Source organism: Amycolatopsis sp. NPDC102389 (assembly GCF_044765885.1).
GTDB lineage: Bacteria > Actinomycetota > Actinomycetes > Mycobacteriales > Pseudonocardiaceae > Amycolatopsis.
In genome coordinates, this window is sequence record NZ_JBIWKX010000043.1 from 39,530 (window position 1) to 57,891 (window position 18,362).

Genomic DNA, 18,362 nt, shown 5'->3' on the forward strand with positions numbered 1-18,362 from the left:
TTTTTTTCTCTCTGCCCGCGGGGGGGGGGCCCCCCCGCCCCCCCCCCCCCCCCCCCCCCCCGCGGGGGGGGGGGGGGGGGTTGGCGCAACCCCCCCCCCCCCCCCCCCCACGACCCGAAGTGCCCGCTAGAGCGGTTTGAACTGGACGTAGGTCACCTGCTTGAAGGTGTTCTTCCCGCTCGGTGACGGCAGTCCGAGCAGTTCGTCGGCGACTCGCGTCAGCGGGCCGCAGCCGGTCGTGCCCGGCAAGGCGAGTTGCGTGTCGACGACGCCGAACTTCACCGTCTTCGGGTTCTGTGAGATCACCTCGAGGGGTACCGCGGGATCGTCCTTGACCACCGAGTGAAGCGGCGCGTCGAGGGTGCCGATCGTGCATTCCTTGGGCAGCAAGGGGTGCCGCACGGCGGCGTAGAGGTCCAGTTCGCCGCGGCGTTCGTCGTTCGACTGGAAGTCCGAGTAGCCGCCGTACTTCAGCTGCAGGCTCGCGCCGAAAGTGCCGCGGACCCGGGCCGGAGCGTGCCGCAGTTCGCCGAACACCTGCGCGTATTTCCCGTCCACTTCGCCTTCGGAGAACGTCAGCCGCATCTCCCCGAGCGGGATCTCTCGGCCGCCGACGGTCAGGACTCCTTGGGAGACAAAGGCTTCGCATCGCCAGGTGCCGGGGTCGGCGTTGGCCGGCGGAGCGGGGCAGGCGGAGAAGTCGAAGTCGGGCAGTTCCGCCGCGGAGGCGTGGCCGGGGAAGGCGAAGAGGGCGGCTGCGGACAGTGCGGCCGCGGTCGCGGCGAGAAGACGTCTCATGACTCGAAAGAGTGGTCCGCACCGCTCCGAGTCACATCGGGGAAGCCACCCAGGGGACCCCTGAATCGCCACGTTCGAGTGAAAATAAACGGTGTTTACCCAGCTGACGCGAATCCGCTTCGGATTCGCCCTTGAAGGTGGCTCGGACGGCGGGCGATCATCGGCCCATGTCCCCACTGTCGCGCCGCAAGTTCCTCGGGTACACCGCGCTCAACTCCGCCGCGGCTCTCGGGCTCACCACGATTTCCACCGCACAGGCCGAAGAAGCGTCTTCCGGCTTCTCGACGGCCGTGGTCATCGGCACCGGCTATGGCGCCGCGGTCACCGCGCTCCGCCTCGGCGAAGCCGGGATTCCCACGGTCATGCTCGAAATGGGCAAACTGTGGGCCGACCCCGGACCGGACGGCAAGGTCTTCTGCGACATGCTCCGGCCGGACCGGCGGGCCGCGTGGTTCAAGAACCGCACGCAGGCCCCGCTCGCGTCGTTTCTCTGGATGGACCTGGCGAACCGGGACATCGGGCGGTACCCCGGTGTCCTCGACAGGGTGAATCACGGCGACATGTCCGTCTACGTCGGCCGGGGCGTCGGCGGCGGTTCGCTGGTCAACGGCGCGATGGCCGTGACACCGAAGCGTTCGTACTTCGAAGAGATCCTGCCCGGGGTCGACGCGGACGAGATGTACGGGACGTACTTTCCCCGGGCCAACCAGGCCCTCGGCGTGAACCACATCGACCAGCAGTGGTTCGAAACCTGCCGTTCCTATCGCTACGCGCGGGTGTCCCGGAAGGCCGCGACGCGCGCGGGACTCAAGACGGTGTTCGTGCCCAGCGTTTACGACTTCGAGTACATGAAGCGGGAAGAAGCGGGCACGGTGCCGAAGTCGGCGCTCGCGTCCGAGGTCATCTACGGCAACAACCACGGCAAGCGATCACTCGACAAGACCTATCTCGCGGCCGCGCTGGGCACCGGGAAGGTGACCATCAAGACGCTGCACCAGGTCCGGGGCATCACCCGGCAGAGCGATGGCACCTACGTTCTCACCGTGCATGAAACCGCCGAGGACGGCGCGATCGTGGCAAGGAAGCAACTCGGCGCGAAGTACCTGTTCCTCGGGGCCGGCAGTCTCGGTTCGACGGAATTGCTCGTGCGGGCCAGGGAAACCGGGACCCTGCCTGAACTGAACGACGAGGTCGGGCGCGGCTGGGGCACCAACGGCAACGTGATGCTGGGCCGTGCCAACCACGTGTGGGATGTCGGCGGATCGCTGCAGTCGGGGATGCCCGCGCTCGGCATCGACGCGTGGGACGACCCGGTGAATCCGGTCTTCGCCGAGGTCGCGCCGGTGCCCGCCGGGGTCGAGACCTGGCTGAGCCTGTATCTGGCGATCACGAAGAACCCCGAGCGCGGCCACTTCACCTACGACGCCGCGAGTGACTCCGCGCGGCTCCACTGGCGCGCTTCGCAGGGACAGGCGTCGATCGACGCGGCGAAAGCGTTGTTCGACAAGGTCAACCGGGCGAATCGCACGATCTACCGCAGTGACCTGTTCGGGGATACGCGGTCGTTCGAGAACCGGTTCACCTACCACCCGCTGGGGGGATTGGTGCTCGGTGAGGCCACCGACCTGTACGGCCGGGTGAAGGGCTACCCGAACCTCTACGTGACCGACGGCTCGCTGATCCCGGGCAGCACCGGGGTCAATCCCTTCGTCACGATCACCGCGCTGGCGGAACGGAACGTGGAACGGGTGCTGGCCGAGGACGTGGCGCGCTAGTTCAGTTCGCGGCCCGCAACGCCTCGTAGTACGCCACACAGTCGTCGTACCGCGGCAGCGAGCCCTGCTCCAAGGCCTCTTTCAGGTAGGGCGCCGCAGTGTCCTTTTCGGACACGACGGGTTCGATGTCCTGCGGCCAGGGCAGCGCGAGATCGGCGTCCATCGGGTTGACGCCGTGCTCGCCCGCCGGGTTGTACGGCTCGGAGCAGAGGTACGCCATGACCGTTTCGTCTTCGAGCGCCATGAAGGCGTGGCCCAGGCCTTCGGCGATGTAGACCGCTTTGTACTCGGTGCTGTCGAGCAGAACGGACGTCCATTCACCGAACGTGGGCGAGCCGACCCGGAGGTCCACGATGACGTCCAGCAGCGAACCGCTCGGGCAGTACACGTATTTCGCCTGCCCGGGCGGGGTGTCCGCGAAGTGCACGCCGCGGATCGACCCGCGGCGCGAGACGCTGGTGTTGGTCTGCCCGAGGCGAAGCCGGTGCCCGACCGCTTCGACGAACGCTTCTTCCTGGAACGGCGCCACGAACAAGCCGCGGTGATCGGGGAAAACCCGCGGGGTGAACTCGAAACAGTCGGGGATGCTGAGGCGCCTGGCTTGCATGACCTCAATGCTAACGAGCCCTTCCCAAGCCGGACGGACGTCTTGCGAAACCTCCTTTGAGCTGCGGGAATCCGCGCCGGTTTGTGACATCAACCGCACCAGAGGGGCACACTGGTCCGCATGCCTGTCACAATGATCTGACCGCTGCGTCCGCGGCCGTCGCCACACCCACGGCACCGATGGCCGATTGGACGCTTCGCCGACAGGCCGGCGCTACCGCGCTGGGCTGCCGTGTCGGAGGACGAGTTACCCCAGGTGGCCGGGCCATGCCCAATCTTTGGCCTGCTCACCGGCCAGTTCCCCCGCTCGCAGTCCCAGGAGAATTCCAATGACCTTCGCTCGAATCGAGACTTCGCCGTCCTTAGACACGGCGGAAGCAATGACGGGAACCACCACGATGACCACGCCAGTGACGGACACCGAGATCTTCGAGGGGCACGAGGGCGGCAAGCTCTCCGTGGCCGCCACGCGACCGATCTCCTCGCCCCGTGACCTTTCGGTCGCGTACACGCCTGGGGTGGCGAAGGTGAGCCGGGCGATCGCCGAGGACGCGGCCAAGGCGAAGCGGTACACGTGGGCGGACAGGCTGGTCGTGGTGGTCAGCGACGGTACGGCGGTGCTCGGCCTCGGTGACATCGGCGCGAGCGCTTCGCTGCCGGTCATGGAGGGCAAGTCGGTCCTGTTCAAGACCTTCGGCGGGCTCGACTCGATCCCGCTGGTGCTCGACACCACCGACGTCGACGAGATCATCGAGACCCTGGTCCGGCTGCGCCCGTCGTTCGGCGCGGTGAACCTGGAGGACATCTCGGCGCCGCGCTGCTTCGAGCTGGAGGACCGCCTCAAGGAGGCCCTCGACTGCCCGGTCATGCACGACGACCAGCACGGGACGGCGATCGTCACGCTGGCCGCGCTGCGCGGGGCGAACCAGGTCCTCGGCAAGGACATCTCCGGCCAGCGCGTGGTCGTCTCGGGAGCGGGCGCGGCGGGTGTGGCCTGCGCCAGGATCCTGCAGAACGCCGGTGTCGCGGACGTCACCGTGCTCGACTCGCGCGGCATCATCCACGAAGGTCGCGAGGGCCTGAACCCCATCAAGCAGAAGCTCGCCGAGACCACGAACTCGGCCGGTCTGCGCGGTGGCCTCGGCGAGGCGCTGCGGGGTGCCGACGTCTTCCTCGGCCTGTCCGGGGCGACCATCGACGAGACCCTGCTGGCCGGGATGGCCGACGACGCGATCGTGTTCGCGCTGTCCAACCCGGACCCGGAGGTCCACCCGGCCGCGGCGTCGCGGTACGCCAAGATCGTGGCGACCGGGCGCAGCGACTTCCCGAACCAGATCAACAACGTGCTGGCGTTCCCCGGCGTCTTCCGCGGCGCGCTGGACTCCGGCGCGCGGGCGATCACGGAGAACATGAAGCTGGCGGCGGCCGAAGCGATCTTCGCCGTCGCGCAGGACGACCTCGGCCCGGACCGCATCGTCCCGAGCCCGCTGGACCCGCGCGTGGCGCCCGAGGTGGCCGCCGCGGTCGCGAAGGCCGCCGAGGCCGACGGCGTGGTCTAAAGGCTGAAGGGGACTTTCCCGCATAAGACGAGGCGAAGGGGACTTTCCCCGCATCACATGCGGGGAAAGTCCCCTTCAGCCACTCTCAGGCGAGTAGTTCCGCCAGCCGGTGCCGCGGCAGGTCGATCAGCCGCGCGTCCGTGAGGTCCGACGGCACGTCCAGCGAGACGTTCGCCAGCCGCGCGTGCGCCCTGGTCAGCAGTTCCTCCTGGTGCTCCACGGCGTCCGCGACGACGATCGCGTGCCGGTTGTCCGGGGTGCTCCGCAGCAGCCGCAGCTTGTACTTCGCCCCGACCAGCCGGTTGAGCGCGGCCTGCGCCTCGGCGTTCGTCAGGTCGGGATGCGAGTTCGGGACCAGCAGCGCCAGCCGTCGCGCGTTGGTGCCCAGCAGGGTCCGCAGCAGCCACGGACCGGGGTCGGCCGAGAGGTCCATCGCGACCGCGTCGCCTTCCGGCCCGGAAACGGACCAGTCGACCGGCCGTGACTCCAGCGCCAGCCCGCCTTCGGTGGCGATCTCGTGCAGCTTGTCCAGCAGCGACGGCTTGGCCGCGCCGGCGGACTCCACCGACTGCGGGCCGTGCGTGTAGATCGCGGCCTTCCCCTTGCCGCCACGGTTCTTCTTCGACTTCGCGGTCGGCTGGCAGACATAGAGATCCGCCGCGCTCCCGATCGCCTGCGCGCCGAAGTACCGGTTGAAGCCCGGCAGGATCGCTTCGAAGGTCAGCCCGAGCGTCGCGAGCGCCCGCTGCACCTGCGCACCCAGCGCGGGATGCCGGGGGCTGTAGCCGTAGGCGAGCAGCAGCCGCCCATCCGAGGGTTCGGCGAGCGCTTGGACCCCGCGTGCCGCGAACAGGCCCATTCCCTCGGGGGTGTAAGGCGGATCACTGAACACGAGGTCCATCCGCCCGGCTACCGAGGGCGGCAGTCCGACGCGCAGATCCGTGTGCAGCGTGCGGATGGACCGCTCGCTGAGTTCGTCGATGTAGGCCAGCACACGGTCGTCGAGATCGACGACGGTGAGGTCCGCGTCCGGCCGCAGCGCGCGGACGGCCAGCGACGTCAGGTCGTGGTCGCCGAGGAAAAGCAGCTTCGCCGTGTCGAGGTCGTAGTGCTCGTCCAGCCACAGCGCCCGGTTCAGCACGGTTTCCGGCGTCGCCTGCACGTGATCGAGCGCGGCGAGCGGCGCGGGCACGTTCTCGACGTAGCTGGTGATGGTCTTCAGCAGGTCGGGATCGGATTTCCGGTCCCGTGCTCCGAAGCGCGCGTACTTCTCCCGGGTGGCGGGGGCAAGCCGGAAGCGGGACTCGTTCCGCTCCAAGTCGTCGCCGAGCGCGTTCAGGACGTCTTCGACACTCCGGCGTGGCGCGGTGCTGACGCGGACCAGTTCGCCGAGGTCACGCCAATCCGTCCGGAGCAGGGAAATCACCTGATGGAGCGGTCGCACGTGGACACCGTGCGCCGCGAGGACGTCATCGACGGAAAGACTCACGGCCTGCAGCCTAGGCCGTGTCCCGTGCGGCACGCTCGCGGTCTCCGCGCCCAGGCGGCCCCTGGCGGCACGGGCGGCCCGGCCGAGTACGACCCGGTACGAGGCCGAACCGCCCGCACCGCCAGGAACCACCTGGATCACGGAGCCCATCGAGCGTGCCGCACAGGACACGGCCGATGACCCGATCCCTGAGACACCGTGCCAACAGGCAGGATCTGGGCTACGGTTTTTCGACCAGACATGGGGAGAGACACGTGACTATCGAGTTCCGTGGCGTGACCAAGCGGTATCCGGACGGGACGGTCGCGGTCGACGACCTGAACCTCACCGTGGAGGACGGCACCATCACCGTCTTCGTCGGGCCGTCCGGCTGCGGCAAGACCACGTCGCTGCGGATGATCAACCGGATGGTGGAGCCGACCTCGGGCACGGTACTGCTCGACGGCAAGGACGTCAGCGACGGCGACCCGGCGTTGCTGCGCCGCGGCATCGGTTACGTCATCCAGCACGCCGGCCTCTTTCCACACAGGACAGTTCTGGACAACGTCGCCACCGTGCCGCTGCTGTCCGGCTGGGACAAGGGCAAGGCGCGCAAGCGCGCGGCCGAGCTGCTCGAGACCGTCGGCCTGCCCGCCGAACTCGGGAAGCGATACCCCGCCCAGCTTTCCGGCGGCCAGCAGCAGCGCGTCGGCGTCGCGCGGGCGCTCGCGGCGGATTCACCGGTGCTGCTGATGGACGAGCCGTTCTCCGCCGTCGACCCGATCGTCCGCGAGGAACTGCAGGACGAACTGCTGCGCCTGCAGTCGCAGCTGGGCAAGACGATCGTGTTCGTCACCCACGACATCGACGAGGCCGTGCGGCTCGGCGACAAGATCGCGGTGCTCCGCGTCGGCGGGGTACTCGCGCAGTACGGCACGCCCTCGGAGGTGTTGCGTCATCCCGTCGACGACTTCGTGGCGTCGTTCGTGGGCAAGGACCGCGGCTACCGCGGGCTTTCCTTCCTGTCGGCGGAAGGGATCGTCGTCGAAGAGGTCGAGCGGGTCGAGGTCGGCAAGCCCGCCCCGGGCCCGTCCGAAGACTGGCGGGTCGCGGTCAACGCCGAAGGGCAGCCGCGCGGCTGGCTGCGTCCGGGGTCCACTGTGGACGGAGAGCTCGCGGAGACCGATCTCGTCGCCGGTGGGTCGCTGTACCTCCAGGGTTCGCCGATCCGGGGCGCACTCGACGCGGCGCTTTCGTCACCCGCGAGTCTCGGTGTCGTGGTCGACGCAGAGCAGAAGGTCGTCGGCGTGGTCAGAGCCCGGCAAGTCCTCGAGGTGATCGAAGCGCCGTCGCTGAGTTCCTGATGGGGGACTTCTTCGCGGAGCTCGGCCGCTATCTGAGCAGCGCCAACAACCGGTCGCAGTTCTTCGGCGACCTGCTCGACCACATCTACCTCTCACTGGTCCCGCTGGTGCTGGGCCTGCTGATCGCGGTGCTGGCGGGCTGGCTCGGCCACCGGTTCGCCGCGGTGCGGTCGGTGCTGCTGGTGGTGTCGAACCTGCTGTACACGATCCCGTCGCTCGCCTTGTTCGTGGTGATCCCGGGCATCATCGGCTCCAAGATCCTCGACAGCGTCAACGTCATCGTGGCGCTCACCGTCTACACCGCCGCCCTGCTGGTGCGCCCGGTGCTGGACGCGCTCGACGCCGTCCCGCCGCACGTCGTCGCCGCGGCCACGGCGATCGGCTACAAACCCGCGCGCCGTTTCCTCACCGTGGAGCTGCCGCTTTCCGTACCCGTGCTCGCGGCGGGCGTCCGGGTGGCCTCGGTCAGCAACATCAGCCTGGTCAGTGTCGGCGCGCTGATCGGCACCGGCGGGCTCGGCGTGCTGTTCACCGACGGCTTCCAGCGCGAGTACTTCTCGCCGATCGTCGTCGGGATCGTCGCGACGCTGCTGCTCGCGCTGATCGTGGACCTGATTCTGGTCCAGGTCCGCAATTCCCTCACACCTTGGGACCGGGTGGCGACCACGGCGGGGGCGAAATGATCGGCGACGTCCTGAACTGGTTCGGCGACCCGGCCCACTGGCAGGGCCCGGACGGCGTCCCGGCCCGGCTGCTGCAGCATCTCGGCTACACCGCGCTGGCGCTGGTCTTCGCGCTGATCATCGCGATCCCGCTCGGCCTCTACGTCGGGCACACCGGTCGCGGCGCGGTGCTGCTGGTGAGCGGCGGCAACGCGATCCGCGCCCTGCCGACGCTGGGGCTGGTGACCTTCCTGTTCCTGCTCTTCACTGAAAGCGAACTCTCGACGATCATCGGTCTCGTGGTGCTCGCGATCCCGCCGATCCTCGCCGGGACGTACGCGGGCCTGCAGGCGACCGACCACGGCGTGGTCGACGCGGCACAGGGCATCGGAATGACCGGCTGGCAACGGTTGTGGAAGGTGGAAGTGCCCATCTCGCTCCCGCTGGTGCTCGGCGGGGTGCGGAATTCGGTGCTGCAACTGGTGGCGACGGCCGCCGTGGCCGCGTACGTCGGGCTCGGCGGCCTCGGCCGCTTCCTGCTCGACGGACTGGCCATTTTGGACTATCCGCAGGTCGTCGCGGGCGCGCTCCTGACGACGTTGCTCGCCGTCGTGCTGGATCTGGCGCTGGCGGGCGTCCAGCGGTTGCTGGTGCCCAAGGGAGTTCGGCTGGCGCAGGCCGCGAGCGGGAAGAAGGCAAGTGTATGAGGCGCAGGATGATGGCGCTGTTCGCCGGGATCGCTTTGCTGACAGCGAGCTGTGGCAACCCGCTCGCCGGCGGAGCCGAGGGCGGTGCGACCGGGGACATCATCATCGGCGCGTCCGACGTCGGGGAAAGCCTTCTGCTGGCCCAGATCTACGCGGGCGCGCTGCGCAACGCGGGCGCGGAGAACGTGACCGTGCGCCCGCCGGTCGGCAGCCGCGAGGTCGTCGTCAAGGCACTGCAGGACAAATCGCTTTCGGTGGTGCCGGACTACAGCGGGAACCTGTTGCGCTACTTCGACAAGGACACGCAGGCGACCACGCCGCAGGACGTTTACGCGCAGCTGAAGAAGAAGCTGCCGTCCGGGTTCGAGGTCCTCGAACAGGCGCCCGCCGAGGACAAGGACCTGCTGGTGGTGCGCAAGGAACTCGCCGATTCCGGGATCCGGACCTTCTCCGATCTCGGCAAGCGGTGCAAGGAACTCGTGTTCGGCGGCCCCGGGCAGTGGAGCAGCCGCTGGAAGGACAAGATCAAGACGCTCTACGGCTGCGAGTTCGCCGAGATCCGCACGACCGACACCGGCGGCCCGGTCACGGTCGCCGCGCTGAAATCCGGTGACATCCAGGTCGCCGATCTGTTCAGCACGTCGTCGTCGATCGCCGCCAACGGGTTCGTGCCGCTGGTGGACGACAAGAACATGTTCCCCGCGCAGAACATCGTGCCGTTCGTGGCGAAGGGGACGTTGTCACCGAAGGAGGTCGACGCGCTGAACCGGGTTTCGGCGGCGCTCACGACCGACCAGTTGACCGAGTTGAACGTCCAGTTCAGCGAGGAGAAGCGCAACCCGCTCGACGTCGCCGAGGAGTTCCTGCGGCGGAACGGCCTCCTCGCGCCCGCCTGATCCCACGCGTTTCGTCCTCTGAATGCGGTCCTTGCGCGTGCAACTACCGCATTCAGAGGACGAAACGGGGAAGGGTCAGAGGCGGTCGAAGGCGGGTGAGTAGCGGAACTCGCCCTGGAGCTCGGGCGTGTACGCGCGGAGGGTGCGGACCTGGAAGTGCGGCGCCCATTCCGCGACCGGCGGCGTGATCCCGTGCTGTGCGGCGAGCACGAAACCGAAGCGGGAGTAGTAGTTCGGGTCGCCCAGCAGGACCACCGCGCCGTAGCCGAGCGCGTCCGCCGCGCCGAGCACGGCGTGCACGAGCGCGGAGCCGATGCCGGAGGCGTGATACTCGGGCAGGACACCGAGCGGGCCGAGACCGACCGTCGACTTCTCGTCGGCGCCGAGCCGGGACGGGCTGCAGCAGACGTGCCCGACGACCTTTCCGTCGCGTTCGGCCACGATGGACAGTGCGCCGATCAGGTCGCCGTCCTCCCGTAGTTCATCGACGAGTTTCGCCTCGACCACCGGGACACTGAGTTTCGCGAACGCGGCCAGATGCACGGCGTGGATCGCCTCGCGGTCGGCCGGATCTTCTTGTCGGAGCAGCATGCGGCCGAGTGTGCTCCCTCCGAAGGTAGGATGGAAATCGTTTTCCGCCCGCCGACGTCGCGACTTTAGTAGGCGGCCATCCGTGTGTACTTCGACGAGGGTGAAACGTCGAGAGGGCGGGAAAACGACCACCAGATGTGCGGATCCCCAATTCTTCGTGGGCCGTACGGGCGCAAAACGCGACTAAAGGCGGGGGCTGAACGGTGCCCGAGCTGCGTCGACGCGGCGCCCAATACTACCGGGATGTCGGTAATGCAAGGTCTTCCTTGGGGTGAAAACGCGACTTAGTCTCAGCCTGCGCTCCTAAGTGGAACGCGGTTCACCTCAGATTCACCCCAACGATCCGGCGGGCCTCGTCATGCCCGTGGGTCGACCCTGCCTGGGAGGAATATCTTGAGCAATTCCCTGGGAACCTTGAAGAGACGACTGCCAGCCTTCGGTGTGGCCGCGGCCGTCGCCGTGCTGACGGCGGTGGGCGGCACCACCGTCGCGTCGGCGGCGGAAGGTTCGATCGTCAACGCCGGCAGCGCCAAGGCGATCAAGGACAGCTACATCGTCGTGCTGAAGGACGGCTCGTCGGTCGAAGCCACCGCGAAGAGCGTGACCCAGCGCCACGGCGGCACGGTCGAGAAGACCTTCGCGTCTTCGGTCCGCGGCTTCTCCGGCGCGCTGACCGAAAAGCAGGCGAAGCGCGTCGCCGCCGACCCCGCTGTCGCCTACGTGGAGCAGAACCAGACCGTCTCGGCCTCGACGGACCAGCTGAACCCGCCGTCGTGGGGCCAGGACCGGGTCGACCAGCAAAGCCTTCCGCTGGACCAGAAGTACAGCTACAGCACCACGGCGTCGAACGTCACCGCGTACGTCGTCGACACCGGCATCCTCACCACGCACCCCGACTTCGGCGGGCGCGCGACCCACGGCCGTGACACCGTCGACAACGACAACGACGCCACGGACTGCAACGGCCACGGCACCCACGTCGCCGGCACCATCGGCGGTACCGCGCACGGTCTGGCCAAGGGCGTCAAGCTCGTCGCCGTCCGCGTGCTGAACTGCTCCGGTTCCGGGACGACCGCCGGTGTCATCGCCGGTATCGACTGGGTGACCGCCAACGCCGTCAAGCCCGCCGTCGCGAACATGAGCCTCGGTGGTGGCGCTTCGACGACCCTCGACCAGGCCGTCCAGCGGTCGATCGCGTCGGGTGTCACCTACGGTGTCGCGGCCGGTAACGACAGCGGCGCCAACGCCTGCAACACGTCGCCCGCCCGTACGCCGGAAGCGATCACGGTCGGTTCGACGACCAACACCGACGCCCGGTCGAGCTTCTCCAACATCGGCACCTGCCTCGACATCTTCGCGCCGGGCAGCGGCATCACGTCGACCTGGCTGAACAACGGCACCAACACCATCAGCGGTACCTCGATGGCGACCCCGCACGTCGTCGGCGCGGCAGCTCTCTACGCCTCCGCCAACCCGTCGGCCACGCCCGCTCAGGTCCGTGACGCGCTGGTCAACGCCGGCACCAAGGGCAAGGTGACCGACGCCGGCACAGGTTCGCCGAACGTGCTGCTCTACACCGGCAGCGGCGGTGGCCCCGGCCCCGAGCCGACCCCGTGCGGCACGCAGACCAACAGCGGCGTCGTCGCCATCCCCGACGCCGGTGCCGCGGTGACCAGCACGATCACGGTCGCCAACTGCGCCCGCAACGCTTCGGGCACCACCAAGGTCGCGGTGAACATCACGCACACCTACGTCGGTGACCTGGTCATCGACCTGGTCGCGCCCGATGGCACCTCGTACCGCCTGAAGGGTTCGAGCGGCGACTCGTCCGACAACATCAACACCACCTACACCGTCAACGCCTCGGCCGAGGCCGCGAACGGCGCGTGGAAGCTGAAGGTGCAGGACGTCTACCGGATCGACACCGGCTCGCTCAACAGCTGGTCGTTGACCGTCTGATCCACCCCTGGAGTACGTGAAGGCCCCCTTCCTCCTGCTGGGAAGGGGGCCTTCCCGTGTCAGGAGAGTGATCCGGCGCCCAGTTGCGGCGTTCGTCCACTAAGGACCGTCGCGAGGCCCTAACCTCTCCGCATGCAGCCCGGACCGCCCTATCAGCAGGGACCTCAGCAGCCTTATCCACCGCAGGGATACCCCGGGTACCCGCAGCCCGGATACGGCCCGCCGCCCAAGAAGTCGAACACCGGTCTCGTCGTCGGTCTCGTCGTCGGCGCGGTGGTACTGCTCGGCGGTGGCGGGGTCGCGGCCTTCCTGCTGCTTTCCGACGACTCCGGTTCGTCGACCGCGGCGCCGACCTCGTCCAAGAAGACCGGGCCGCCGGACAAGTACACCTCGATGCCCGGCTGCGAGAAGATCGGGAGCAAGGTGAGGAACCTGCCGCCGCTCGAAACGCCGAAGGGCGAGGAGCCGGCGAGCACGTCGAACGACGAGATCACCTACACCCGTTCGTCCTGCAGCTGGCGTGAACCGAACGCGCCTTCGGCGACCGTCTCGATGTACCTGTCGAAGTCGAAGGAGCCGGGTTCGGGCGCGGGGGAGAGCTGGGCGAAGGCGAGTGTCGAAAACGCCGTGACCGATGGCGGCGTGCTCATCGCCGGCATGGCGAAGTCCACGAAAGCCGTGCACACCAAGCTCGATTCGCCGAGCCAGTGCCAGATCAAGTTCTATCAGGGCAACGTCGAGGGCGAGATCATCGTGACCGGCCCCGACCCGTCCGGGACGGTCAACCAGACGGTGTGCAAGGAGAACGCCCTGAAGATGGCCAAGGCGACCTCCGAAGCGATCGGCTAGCTTCCCCCGAAGTACGTGAAGGCCCCCTTCACTGCGTCTAGCGCAATGAAGGGGGCCTTCACGTACTTCTCAGGCGATCAGTCGAAGGCCCGCGCGATCAGCGCCTTCTGCTCGACCTCGTGCACCTTGGACGAACCGGCCGACGGCGCCGCCATCGGACGACGCGACACGACGTCCAGGTTGGAGAACACCTCCGGGAGCTTCCGGGGCAGGTTCAGGCCGAAGAACGGCCACGCACCCTGGTTCTCCGGCTCCTCCTGGACCCAGACCGCGGGAGCGCCGTTGTAGCGCTCCAGCGCCGCCAGCAGCTTCTTCTTCGGCAGCGGGTAGTACTGCTCGACCCGCACGATCGCGACGTCGTCCGCCCCGCGCTTCGTGCGCTCGGCCACCAGCTCCCAGTACAGCTTGCCCGACGTCAGCAGGACCTTGCGCACCTTCGACGGGTCGACCTCGGCGTCGTCGATGACCGACATGAACTTCGTCTGGCCGGTGAAGTCCTCGACCGCCGAGGTCGCCGCCTTGTTACGCAGCATCGACTTCGGGGTGAAGGTGATCAGCGGCCGGTTCACGCCGTCGAGAGCGTGACGGCGGAGCAGGTGGAAGTAGTTCGCCGGGGTCGACGGCACCGCGACGGTCATCGAGCCTTCCGCGCACAGCGAGAGGAAGCGCTCGATGCGGCCGGAGGTGTGGTCCGGGCCCTGGCCTTCGTGGCCGTGCGGCAGCAGCAGCACGACGTCGGAGAGCTGGCCCCACTTGGCCTCACCGGAGGAGATGTACTCGTCGATGACGGTCTGCGCGCCGTTGACGAAGTCACCGAACTGCGCTTCCCACATCACCAGCGCTTCGGAGTTGGCCACGGAGTAGCCGTACTCGAAGCCGACCGCCGCGTACTCGGACAGCGCCGAGTCGTAGATCATCACGCGGCCCTGGTTCTCGGCCAGGCTGGCCAGCGGCGAGTACTCCTGGCCGGTCTTGCGGTCGATGAGCACCGAGTGGCGCTGGGTGAAGGTGCCGCGGCGGGAGTCCTGACCGGACAGCCGCACCAGGCGACCTTCCATGGCCAGCGAACCGAAGGCGAGCAGCTCACCGAACGCCCAGTCGATGCCGCCTTCGCGGGACATCTTGTGGCGGCGCTCCATGACCGGCTTGACCCGCGGGTGCGGGGTGAAGCCCTCGGGCACGTTGAGGAACGCGTCGCCGATGTGCTCGATGACCTCGGTGGTGGTCGCCGTGGGCACCTTGGCCGGGACCTGCTGCTCCTCCTCGACCGAGGGGCTGGCCTTCGCCGGGTGCTTCTCCAGCTCGCGGACCTCGTTGAACACGTGCTCCAGCTGGCTGGAGAAGTCGCGCAACGCGGCTTCGGCCTCTTCGACGGAGATGTCGCCGCGGCCGATCAGCGATTCGGTGTAGGTCTTCCGGACCGACCGCTTCGTGTCGATGATGTCGTACATCGCCGGCTGCGTCATCGAAGGGTCGTCGCCCTCGTTGTGGCCGCGGCGGCGGTAGCAGATCAGGTCGATCACGACGTCCTTGTGGAACGCCTGGCGGTAGTCGACGGCCAGCTTGGCCACCCAGTGCGCGGCCTCGGGGTCGTCGCCGTTCACGTGGAAGATCGGCGAGCCGATCATCTTCGCGACGTCGGTGGCGTACTGGCTCGACCGCGAGTGCTCGGGCGCGGTGGTGAAGCCGACCTGGTTGTTGACGATGACGTGCACGGTGCCGCCGGTGCGGTAACCGCGCAGCAGCGCCAGGTTCAGGGTCTCGGCCACGACACCCTGGCCCGCGAAGGCCGCGTCGCCGTGCATGAGGACGGGGAGGACGGTGAAGCCCTCGCCGCCCTTGTCGAGGATGTCCTGCTTCGCGCGGACGATGCCCTCGAGGACCGGGTCGACGGTCTCCAGGTGCGACGGGTTCGCGGTCAGCGACACCTTGGTCTCGCCGTCGCCGAACATGCGGAAGTACTTGCCCTCGGCACCGAGGTGGTACTTCACGTCACCGGAACCGTGCGCCTGGCCCGGGTCGAGGTTGCCCTCGAATTCCTGGAAGATCTGCGCGATCGGCTTGCCGACGATGTTCGCGAGCACGTTCAGGCGGCCGCGGTGCGGCATGCCGATGACGACCTCGTCGAGCTCGTGCTCGGCGGCCTTGTCCAGCAGCGTGTCGAGCAGCGGGATCGCCGTCTCGCCGCCTTCGAGGGAGAACCGCTTCTGGCCGACGTACTTGGTCTGCAGGAAGGTCTCGAACGCCTCGGCGGCGTTCAGCTTCGAGAGCACGTACTTCTGGACCGCGGGGTCCGGCTTCTCGTGCGGGATCTCGACGCGGTCCTGGATCCAGCGGCGCTCCTCGGGGTCGAGGATGTGCGTGTACTCGATGCCGACGGTGCGGCAGTAGGAGTTGCGCAGCACGCCGAGGATGTCGCGCAGCTTCATCCGCTCCTGACCGGCGAAGCCGCCGACCGGGAACTCGCGGTCCAGGTCCCACAGGGTCAGGCCGTGGGAGAGGACGTCGAGGTCGGCGTGGCTGCGCTGCCGGTAGTTCAGCGGGTCGGTGTCGGCCATCAGGTGACCGCGCATGCGGAAGGCGTCGATCAGCTCGATGACGCGCGCGGTCTTGTCGACCGGGCCGTCCGGGATGTCGGCGACCCAGCGGATCGGCTCGTAGGGCAGGCGCAGGCTGGTGAAGACGTCGTCGTAGAAGCCGTCCTCGCCGAGCAGCAGCTCGTGGATGCGCTTGAGGAACTCGCCCGACTCCGCGCCCTGGATGATGCGGTGGTCGTAGGTCGAGGTCAGCGTCATGATCTTCGAGACGCCGAGGTCGACCAGCGCCTTCTCGCTGGTGCCCTCGAAATGCGCCGGGTACTGCATGGCGCCGACGCCGATGATCGCGCCCTGGCCCGCCTGCAGGCGCGGCACCGAGTGGTTCGTGCCGATGCCGCCCGGGTTGGTCAGCGAAATCGTGGTGCCGGCGAAGTCGTCGGCGGTCAGCTTGCCGTTGCGGGCCTTCTTGACGATCTCCTCGTAGGCCTGCCAGAACTGCATGAAGGTCATGTTCTCGGTGGCCTTGATGGAGGCCACGACGAGCGTGCGGGAGCCTTCCTTGCCCTTCATGTCGATCGCGAGCCCGAAGTTCACGTGCTCCGGCGTGATCGCGAACGGCTTCCCGTCGATCAGCTGGTAGTGCCGGTTCATGTTCGGGAAGTTCTTCAGCGCCCGGACCATCGCGTATCCGATGAGGTGCGTGAAGGAGATCTTGCCGCCGCGCGTGCGCTTGAGGTGGTTGTTGATGACGATGCGGTTGTCGGCCATCAGCTTCGCCGGGACGGCGCGCACACTCGTGGCCGTCGGCACGGACAGCGAGGCGTCCATGTTCTTCGCGATCGCCGCCGCGGCGCCGCGGAGCTGCTTCGACTCCGGCTCGGCGTCCTTCTCGGCGGGCTTGGCGGGGGCCTTCTCAGCCGCCTTGGGCGCGGCTGCCTTCGCCGTGGTCTTCGGGGCCGGCTTGGCGGGGGCCGCCTTCGCGGGGGCTGTCTGCTTCGCGGTGGACTCGGCGTTGCGGACCGTCTGCGGCGACGGCGTGGCGGCCTGGCCGTTGGCGCTCGCGCCGTCCTTCGCGGTCTCCGCGGGGGTCTGACGTGCGTCGTCGGCCTTGGCCTGCGCGTCCTGCGTTGGCTTGAAGTCCGCGAAGAAGTCGTGCCAGGCGGCATCGACTGAGCTGGGGTCGGCAAGGAACTGGTCGTACATTTCCTCGACGACCCACTCGTTGGGGCCGAATTGTGACGCAGGGCTGCTGCTGGACACGGCTTGGACTCGCCTCTATCCGTCTCGAGATCTTGAACACCGCTGATGCGCCTACCAGGCTAACCCCCTCGGTCGCAGCCGTGTGATGGAACTGGCCTGTGTGAGGCGTGGCGCACTAGGTGATGGGTCACTGTCTCGATCAAGAGATCGAAAATGTGTCACTCGCCGCCCTCGCCCGCCGCCGTCCGGGGGAGCAAGGGACCTTTGCTCCCACTTTCACCGTCCGTGCAGGTCAGGTCACTGTTTCGTCGGTAAAGGTTGGCTGGGTCGTCGTGCCCGGACAGCCTGGAGTTCACGTCGGGGCGCTTCGCTGGGTGGAGGATGCGGCCGGTGTCGTGCCGGCCGCCGATCGCCCGCGAGGTGGTGGCGGCCCATGTGGCTGGACGAGTGTCCGTCGTTCTGGGACGAGGGGCGCGTGCGCCCGCTGGTCACCGAGTCCGGCAAGGTCGTGCTGATGTGCGACTCGTGCTCGGCGGTCTGGCCGACGCTCGCCGACTTCAAGGAGATGGAGCACGTCGAGCCCGACGAGCCGGACTGGACGGTGTCGGCCGGGGTGCACGTCCGGCCGGGGACCGTCCGGTGGGCTTCGGCCCAGGACCTCGAAGTCGCCGGGATGAGCGGCCTCAAGTGGCGGCCTTAGCCGGGGTACGGACGCTCCGCGGGTAGCAGCGCTTCGGCGTCTTCGATGCGGTTCGCCGCGACCAGGGCGCCGACCTCGCGCATGAGCGGGGTGACGTCGGTGACCGACGTGATCCAATTGTCGACATAGCGATCGACGGCCTCGCCGCTGAGCCCCATCTGGAGCGAACGGTGCTTCAAGGGGTCGAGCCGGATGCCGCGTTCCGGATCCCACTGGATGCGGACCGGACTGGTCTTGACCTCGTTCTGCCACGTCTTCCGGTCGGGATGGACGCCCGCGTCGTAGTGGCTGAGCGCCGCGTGTCCGAGTGCCCAGGCGAAGCCCTCGCGAGTGATGTCGAGGGCGAGTACGCGCTCTTGGCCGGGCTTCGCGGCCCAGCCGCAGCGGTACGCCATCCAGAGGAAGGACGGCTTGATCCAGGTCATGCGTTCGCGTTTGAACGGTGGCACGAACGTGCCCGCCTTCACGGCGGCGTCGGCGATGGCCGGCGAGTACGCCTGATAGACGCGGATCGTGGTTTCGGTGTGTACGGCGCGGATCTGTCGCGCCGGGATCTCTTCTTTCATTTCGCGTTCAGCGTGGCAGATGCGGATGTTCGCGCGCGACCGAAATTCCCGTGCCCCGAGAGTCATGTGCGGAAGTCCGTGAAGGCCTCCTTCACTACCTTGAGGGTAGGCAAGGGGGCCTTCAC

At 68.1% G+C, this 18,362-nt stretch carries 15 protein-coding genes; 9 read left to right on the top strand and 6 right to left on the bottom strand.

Annotated elements, in window-relative coordinates:
* Positions 1-126: 126 nt before the first annotated feature.
* Positions 127-798 carry a hypothetical protein gene (locus tag ACIRGA_RS29680; RefSeq protein WP_400946990.1) on the bottom strand — a complete coding sequence of 224 codons (672 nt, stop codon included), beginning with the start codon at positions 796-798 and terminating at the stop codon, positions 127-129.
* A gap of 167 nt (positions 799-965) precedes the next feature.
* Between ACIRGA_RS29680 and ACIRGA_RS29685 the strand changes: the two genes are divergently transcribed.
* Positions 966-2,573 (top strand): GMC oxidoreductase, encoded by a 1,608-nt coding sequence (locus tag ACIRGA_RS29685; RefSeq protein WP_400946993.1) that lies wholly within the window; start codon positions 966-968, stop codon positions 2,571-2,573.
* Between the two features lies 1 nt (position 2,574).
* On the opposite strand, the gene ACIRGA_RS29690 is transcribed toward ACIRGA_RS29685, so the two are convergent.
* Positions 2,575-3,180 carry a dTDP-4-dehydrorhamnose 3,5-epimerase family protein gene (locus ACIRGA_RS29690; RefSeq protein WP_400946996.1) on the bottom strand — a complete coding sequence of 202 codons (606 nt, stop codon included), beginning with the start codon at positions 3,178-3,180 and terminating at the stop codon, positions 2,575-2,577.
* 397 nt (positions 3,181-3,577) lie between these two features.
* Here ACIRGA_RS29690 and ACIRGA_RS29695 point away from each other — a divergent pair, with 397 nt between their 5' ends.
* Positions 3,578-4,738, top strand: coding sequence for an NADP-dependent malic enzyme (locus tag ACIRGA_RS29695; protein ID WP_400946999.1), 1,161 nt, complete (start codon positions 3,578-3,580; stop codon positions 4,736-4,738).
* Positions 4,739-4,823: 85 nt separating this feature from the next.
* Here ACIRGA_RS29695 and ACIRGA_RS29700 read toward each other — a convergent pair whose 3' ends face one another.
* A complete protein-coding gene (locus ACIRGA_RS29700; RefSeq protein ID WP_400947066.1) occupies positions 4,824-6,227 on the bottom strand; it encodes a bis-aminopropyl spermidine synthase family protein in 1,404 nt (467 codons plus the stop codon).
* Positions 6,228-6,481: 254 nt separating this feature from the next.
* Between ACIRGA_RS29700 and ACIRGA_RS29705 the strand changes: the two genes are divergently transcribed.
* The 4 genes from ACIRGA_RS29705 to ACIRGA_RS29720 are packed head-to-tail and all read left to right on the top strand — an operon-like array spanning position 6,482 to position 9,835.
* Positions 6,482-7,570, top strand: coding sequence for an ABC transporter ATP-binding protein (locus ACIRGA_RS29705; RefSeq protein WP_400947002.1), 1,089 nt, complete (start codon positions 6,482-6,484; stop codon positions 7,568-7,570).
* The gene (locus tag ACIRGA_RS29710; RefSeq protein WP_400947005.1) at positions 7,570-8,253 is read left to right on the top strand and encodes an ABC transporter permease; all 684 of its coding nucleotides are present in this window, start codon (positions 7,570-7,572) and stop codon (positions 8,251-8,253) included. The genes ACIRGA_RS29705 and ACIRGA_RS29710 overlap by 1 nt, the downstream gene beginning before the upstream one ends.
* Positions 8,250-8,939 carry an ABC transporter permease gene (locus tag ACIRGA_RS29715; protein ID WP_400947008.1) on the top strand — a complete coding sequence of 230 codons (690 nt, stop codon included), beginning with the start codon at positions 8,250-8,252 and terminating at the stop codon, positions 8,937-8,939. Before ACIRGA_RS29710 ends, ACIRGA_RS29715 begins: the two co-directional genes overlap by 4 nt.
* An 8-nt stretch (positions 8,940-8,947) precedes the next feature.
* On the top strand, positions 8,948-9,835 hold the full coding sequence (locus ACIRGA_RS29720; protein WP_400947069.1) for an ABC transporter substrate-binding protein: 888 nt from the start codon (positions 8,948-8,950) through the stop codon (positions 9,833-9,835).
* Between the two features lie 75 nt (positions 9,836-9,910).
* Here ACIRGA_RS29720 and ACIRGA_RS29725 read toward each other — a convergent pair whose 3' ends face one another.
* A complete protein-coding gene (locus tag ACIRGA_RS29725; RefSeq protein WP_400947011.1) occupies positions 9,911-10,426 on the bottom strand; it encodes a GNAT family N-acetyltransferase in 516 nt (171 codons plus the stop codon).
* Between the two features lie 393 nt (positions 10,427-10,819).
* Here ACIRGA_RS29725 and ACIRGA_RS29730 point away from each other — a divergent pair, with 393 nt between their 5' ends.
* Positions 10,820-12,385 carry a S8 family peptidase gene (locus tag ACIRGA_RS29730; RefSeq protein WP_400947014.1) on the top strand — a complete coding sequence of 522 codons (1,566 nt, stop codon included), beginning with the start codon at positions 10,820-10,822 and terminating at the stop codon, positions 12,383-12,385.
* A 132-nt stretch (positions 12,386-12,517) separates the two neighbouring features.
* The gene (locus tag ACIRGA_RS29735) at positions 12,518-13,234 is read left to right on the top strand and encodes a hypothetical protein (RefSeq protein ID WP_400947017.1); all 717 of its coding nucleotides are present in this window, start codon (positions 12,518-12,520) and stop codon (positions 13,232-13,234) included.
* A 77-nt stretch (positions 13,235-13,311) separates the two neighbouring features.
* Here ACIRGA_RS29735 and ACIRGA_RS29740 read toward each other — a convergent pair whose 3' ends face one another.
* The gene (locus tag ACIRGA_RS29740; RefSeq protein WP_400947020.1) at positions 13,312-17,031 is read right to left on the bottom strand and encodes a multifunctional oxoglutarate decarboxylase/oxoglutarate dehydrogenase thiamine pyrophosphate-binding subunit/dihydrolipoyllysine-residue succinyltransferase subunit; all 3,720 of its coding nucleotides are present in this window, start codon (positions 17,029-17,031) and stop codon (positions 13,312-13,314) included.
* 373 nt (positions 17,032-17,404) lie between these two features.
* Here ACIRGA_RS29740 and ACIRGA_RS29745 point away from each other — a divergent pair, with 373 nt between their 5' ends.
* Positions 17,405-17,671 carry a hypothetical protein gene (locus ACIRGA_RS29745; protein ID WP_400947023.1) on the top strand — a complete coding sequence of 89 codons (267 nt, stop codon included), beginning with the start codon at positions 17,405-17,407 and terminating at the stop codon, positions 17,669-17,671.
* On the opposite strand, the gene ACIRGA_RS29750 is transcribed toward ACIRGA_RS29745, so the two are convergent.
* Positions 17,668-18,237 carry a DUF4291 domain-containing protein gene (locus ACIRGA_RS29750; protein ID WP_400947026.1) on the bottom strand — a complete coding sequence of 190 codons (570 nt, stop codon included), beginning with the start codon at positions 18,235-18,237 and terminating at the stop codon, positions 17,668-17,670. The two genes, ACIRGA_RS29745 and ACIRGA_RS29750, sit on opposite strands and share 4 nt — an antisense overlap.
* Positions 18,238-18,362 lie beyond the last annotated feature (125 nt).

Bases quoted from the DNA above. Each gene is read 5' to 3' on its own strand.
- ACIRGA_RS29680 (WP_400946990.1), bottom strand. From the start codon at position 798: ATGAGACGTCTTCTCGCCGCGACCGCGGCCGCACTGTCCGCAGCCGCC.
- ACIRGA_RS29685 (WP_400946993.1), top strand. From the start codon at position 966: ATGTCCCCACTGTCGCGCCGCAAGTTCCTCGGGTACACCGCGCTCAAC.
- ACIRGA_RS29690 (WP_400946996.1), bottom strand. From the start codon at position 3,180: ATGCAAGCCAGGCGCCTCAGCATCCCCGACTGTTTCGAGTTCACCCCG.
- ACIRGA_RS29695 (WP_400946999.1), top strand. From the start codon at position 3,578: ATGACCACGCCAGTGACGGACACCGAGATCTTCGAGGGGCACGAGGGC.
- ACIRGA_RS29710 (WP_400947005.1), top strand. From the start codon at position 7,570: ATGGGGGACTTCTTCGCGGAGCTCGGCCGCTATCTGAGCAGCGCCAAC.
- ACIRGA_RS29715 (WP_400947008.1), top strand. From the start codon at position 8,250: ATGATCGGCGACGTCCTGAACTGGTTCGGCGACCCGGCCCACTGGCAG.
- ACIRGA_RS29720 (WP_400947069.1), top strand. From the start codon at position 8,948: ATGATGGCGCTGTTCGCCGGGATCGCTTTGCTGACAGCGAGCTGTGGC.
- ACIRGA_RS29725 (WP_400947011.1), bottom strand. From the start codon at position 10,426: ATGCTGCTCCGACAAGAAGATCCGGCCGACCGCGAGGCGATCCACGCC.
- ACIRGA_RS29735 (WP_400947017.1), top strand. From the start codon at position 12,518: ATGCAGCCCGGACCGCCCTATCAGCAGGGACCTCAGCAGCCTTATCCA.
- ACIRGA_RS29745 (WP_400947023.1), top strand. From the start codon at position 17,405: ATGTGGCTGGACGAGTGTCCGTCGTTCTGGGACGAGGGGCGCGTGCGC.
- ACIRGA_RS29750 (WP_400947026.1), bottom strand. From the start codon at position 18,237: ATGAAAGAAGAGATCCCGGCGCGACAGATCCGCGCCGTACACACCGAA.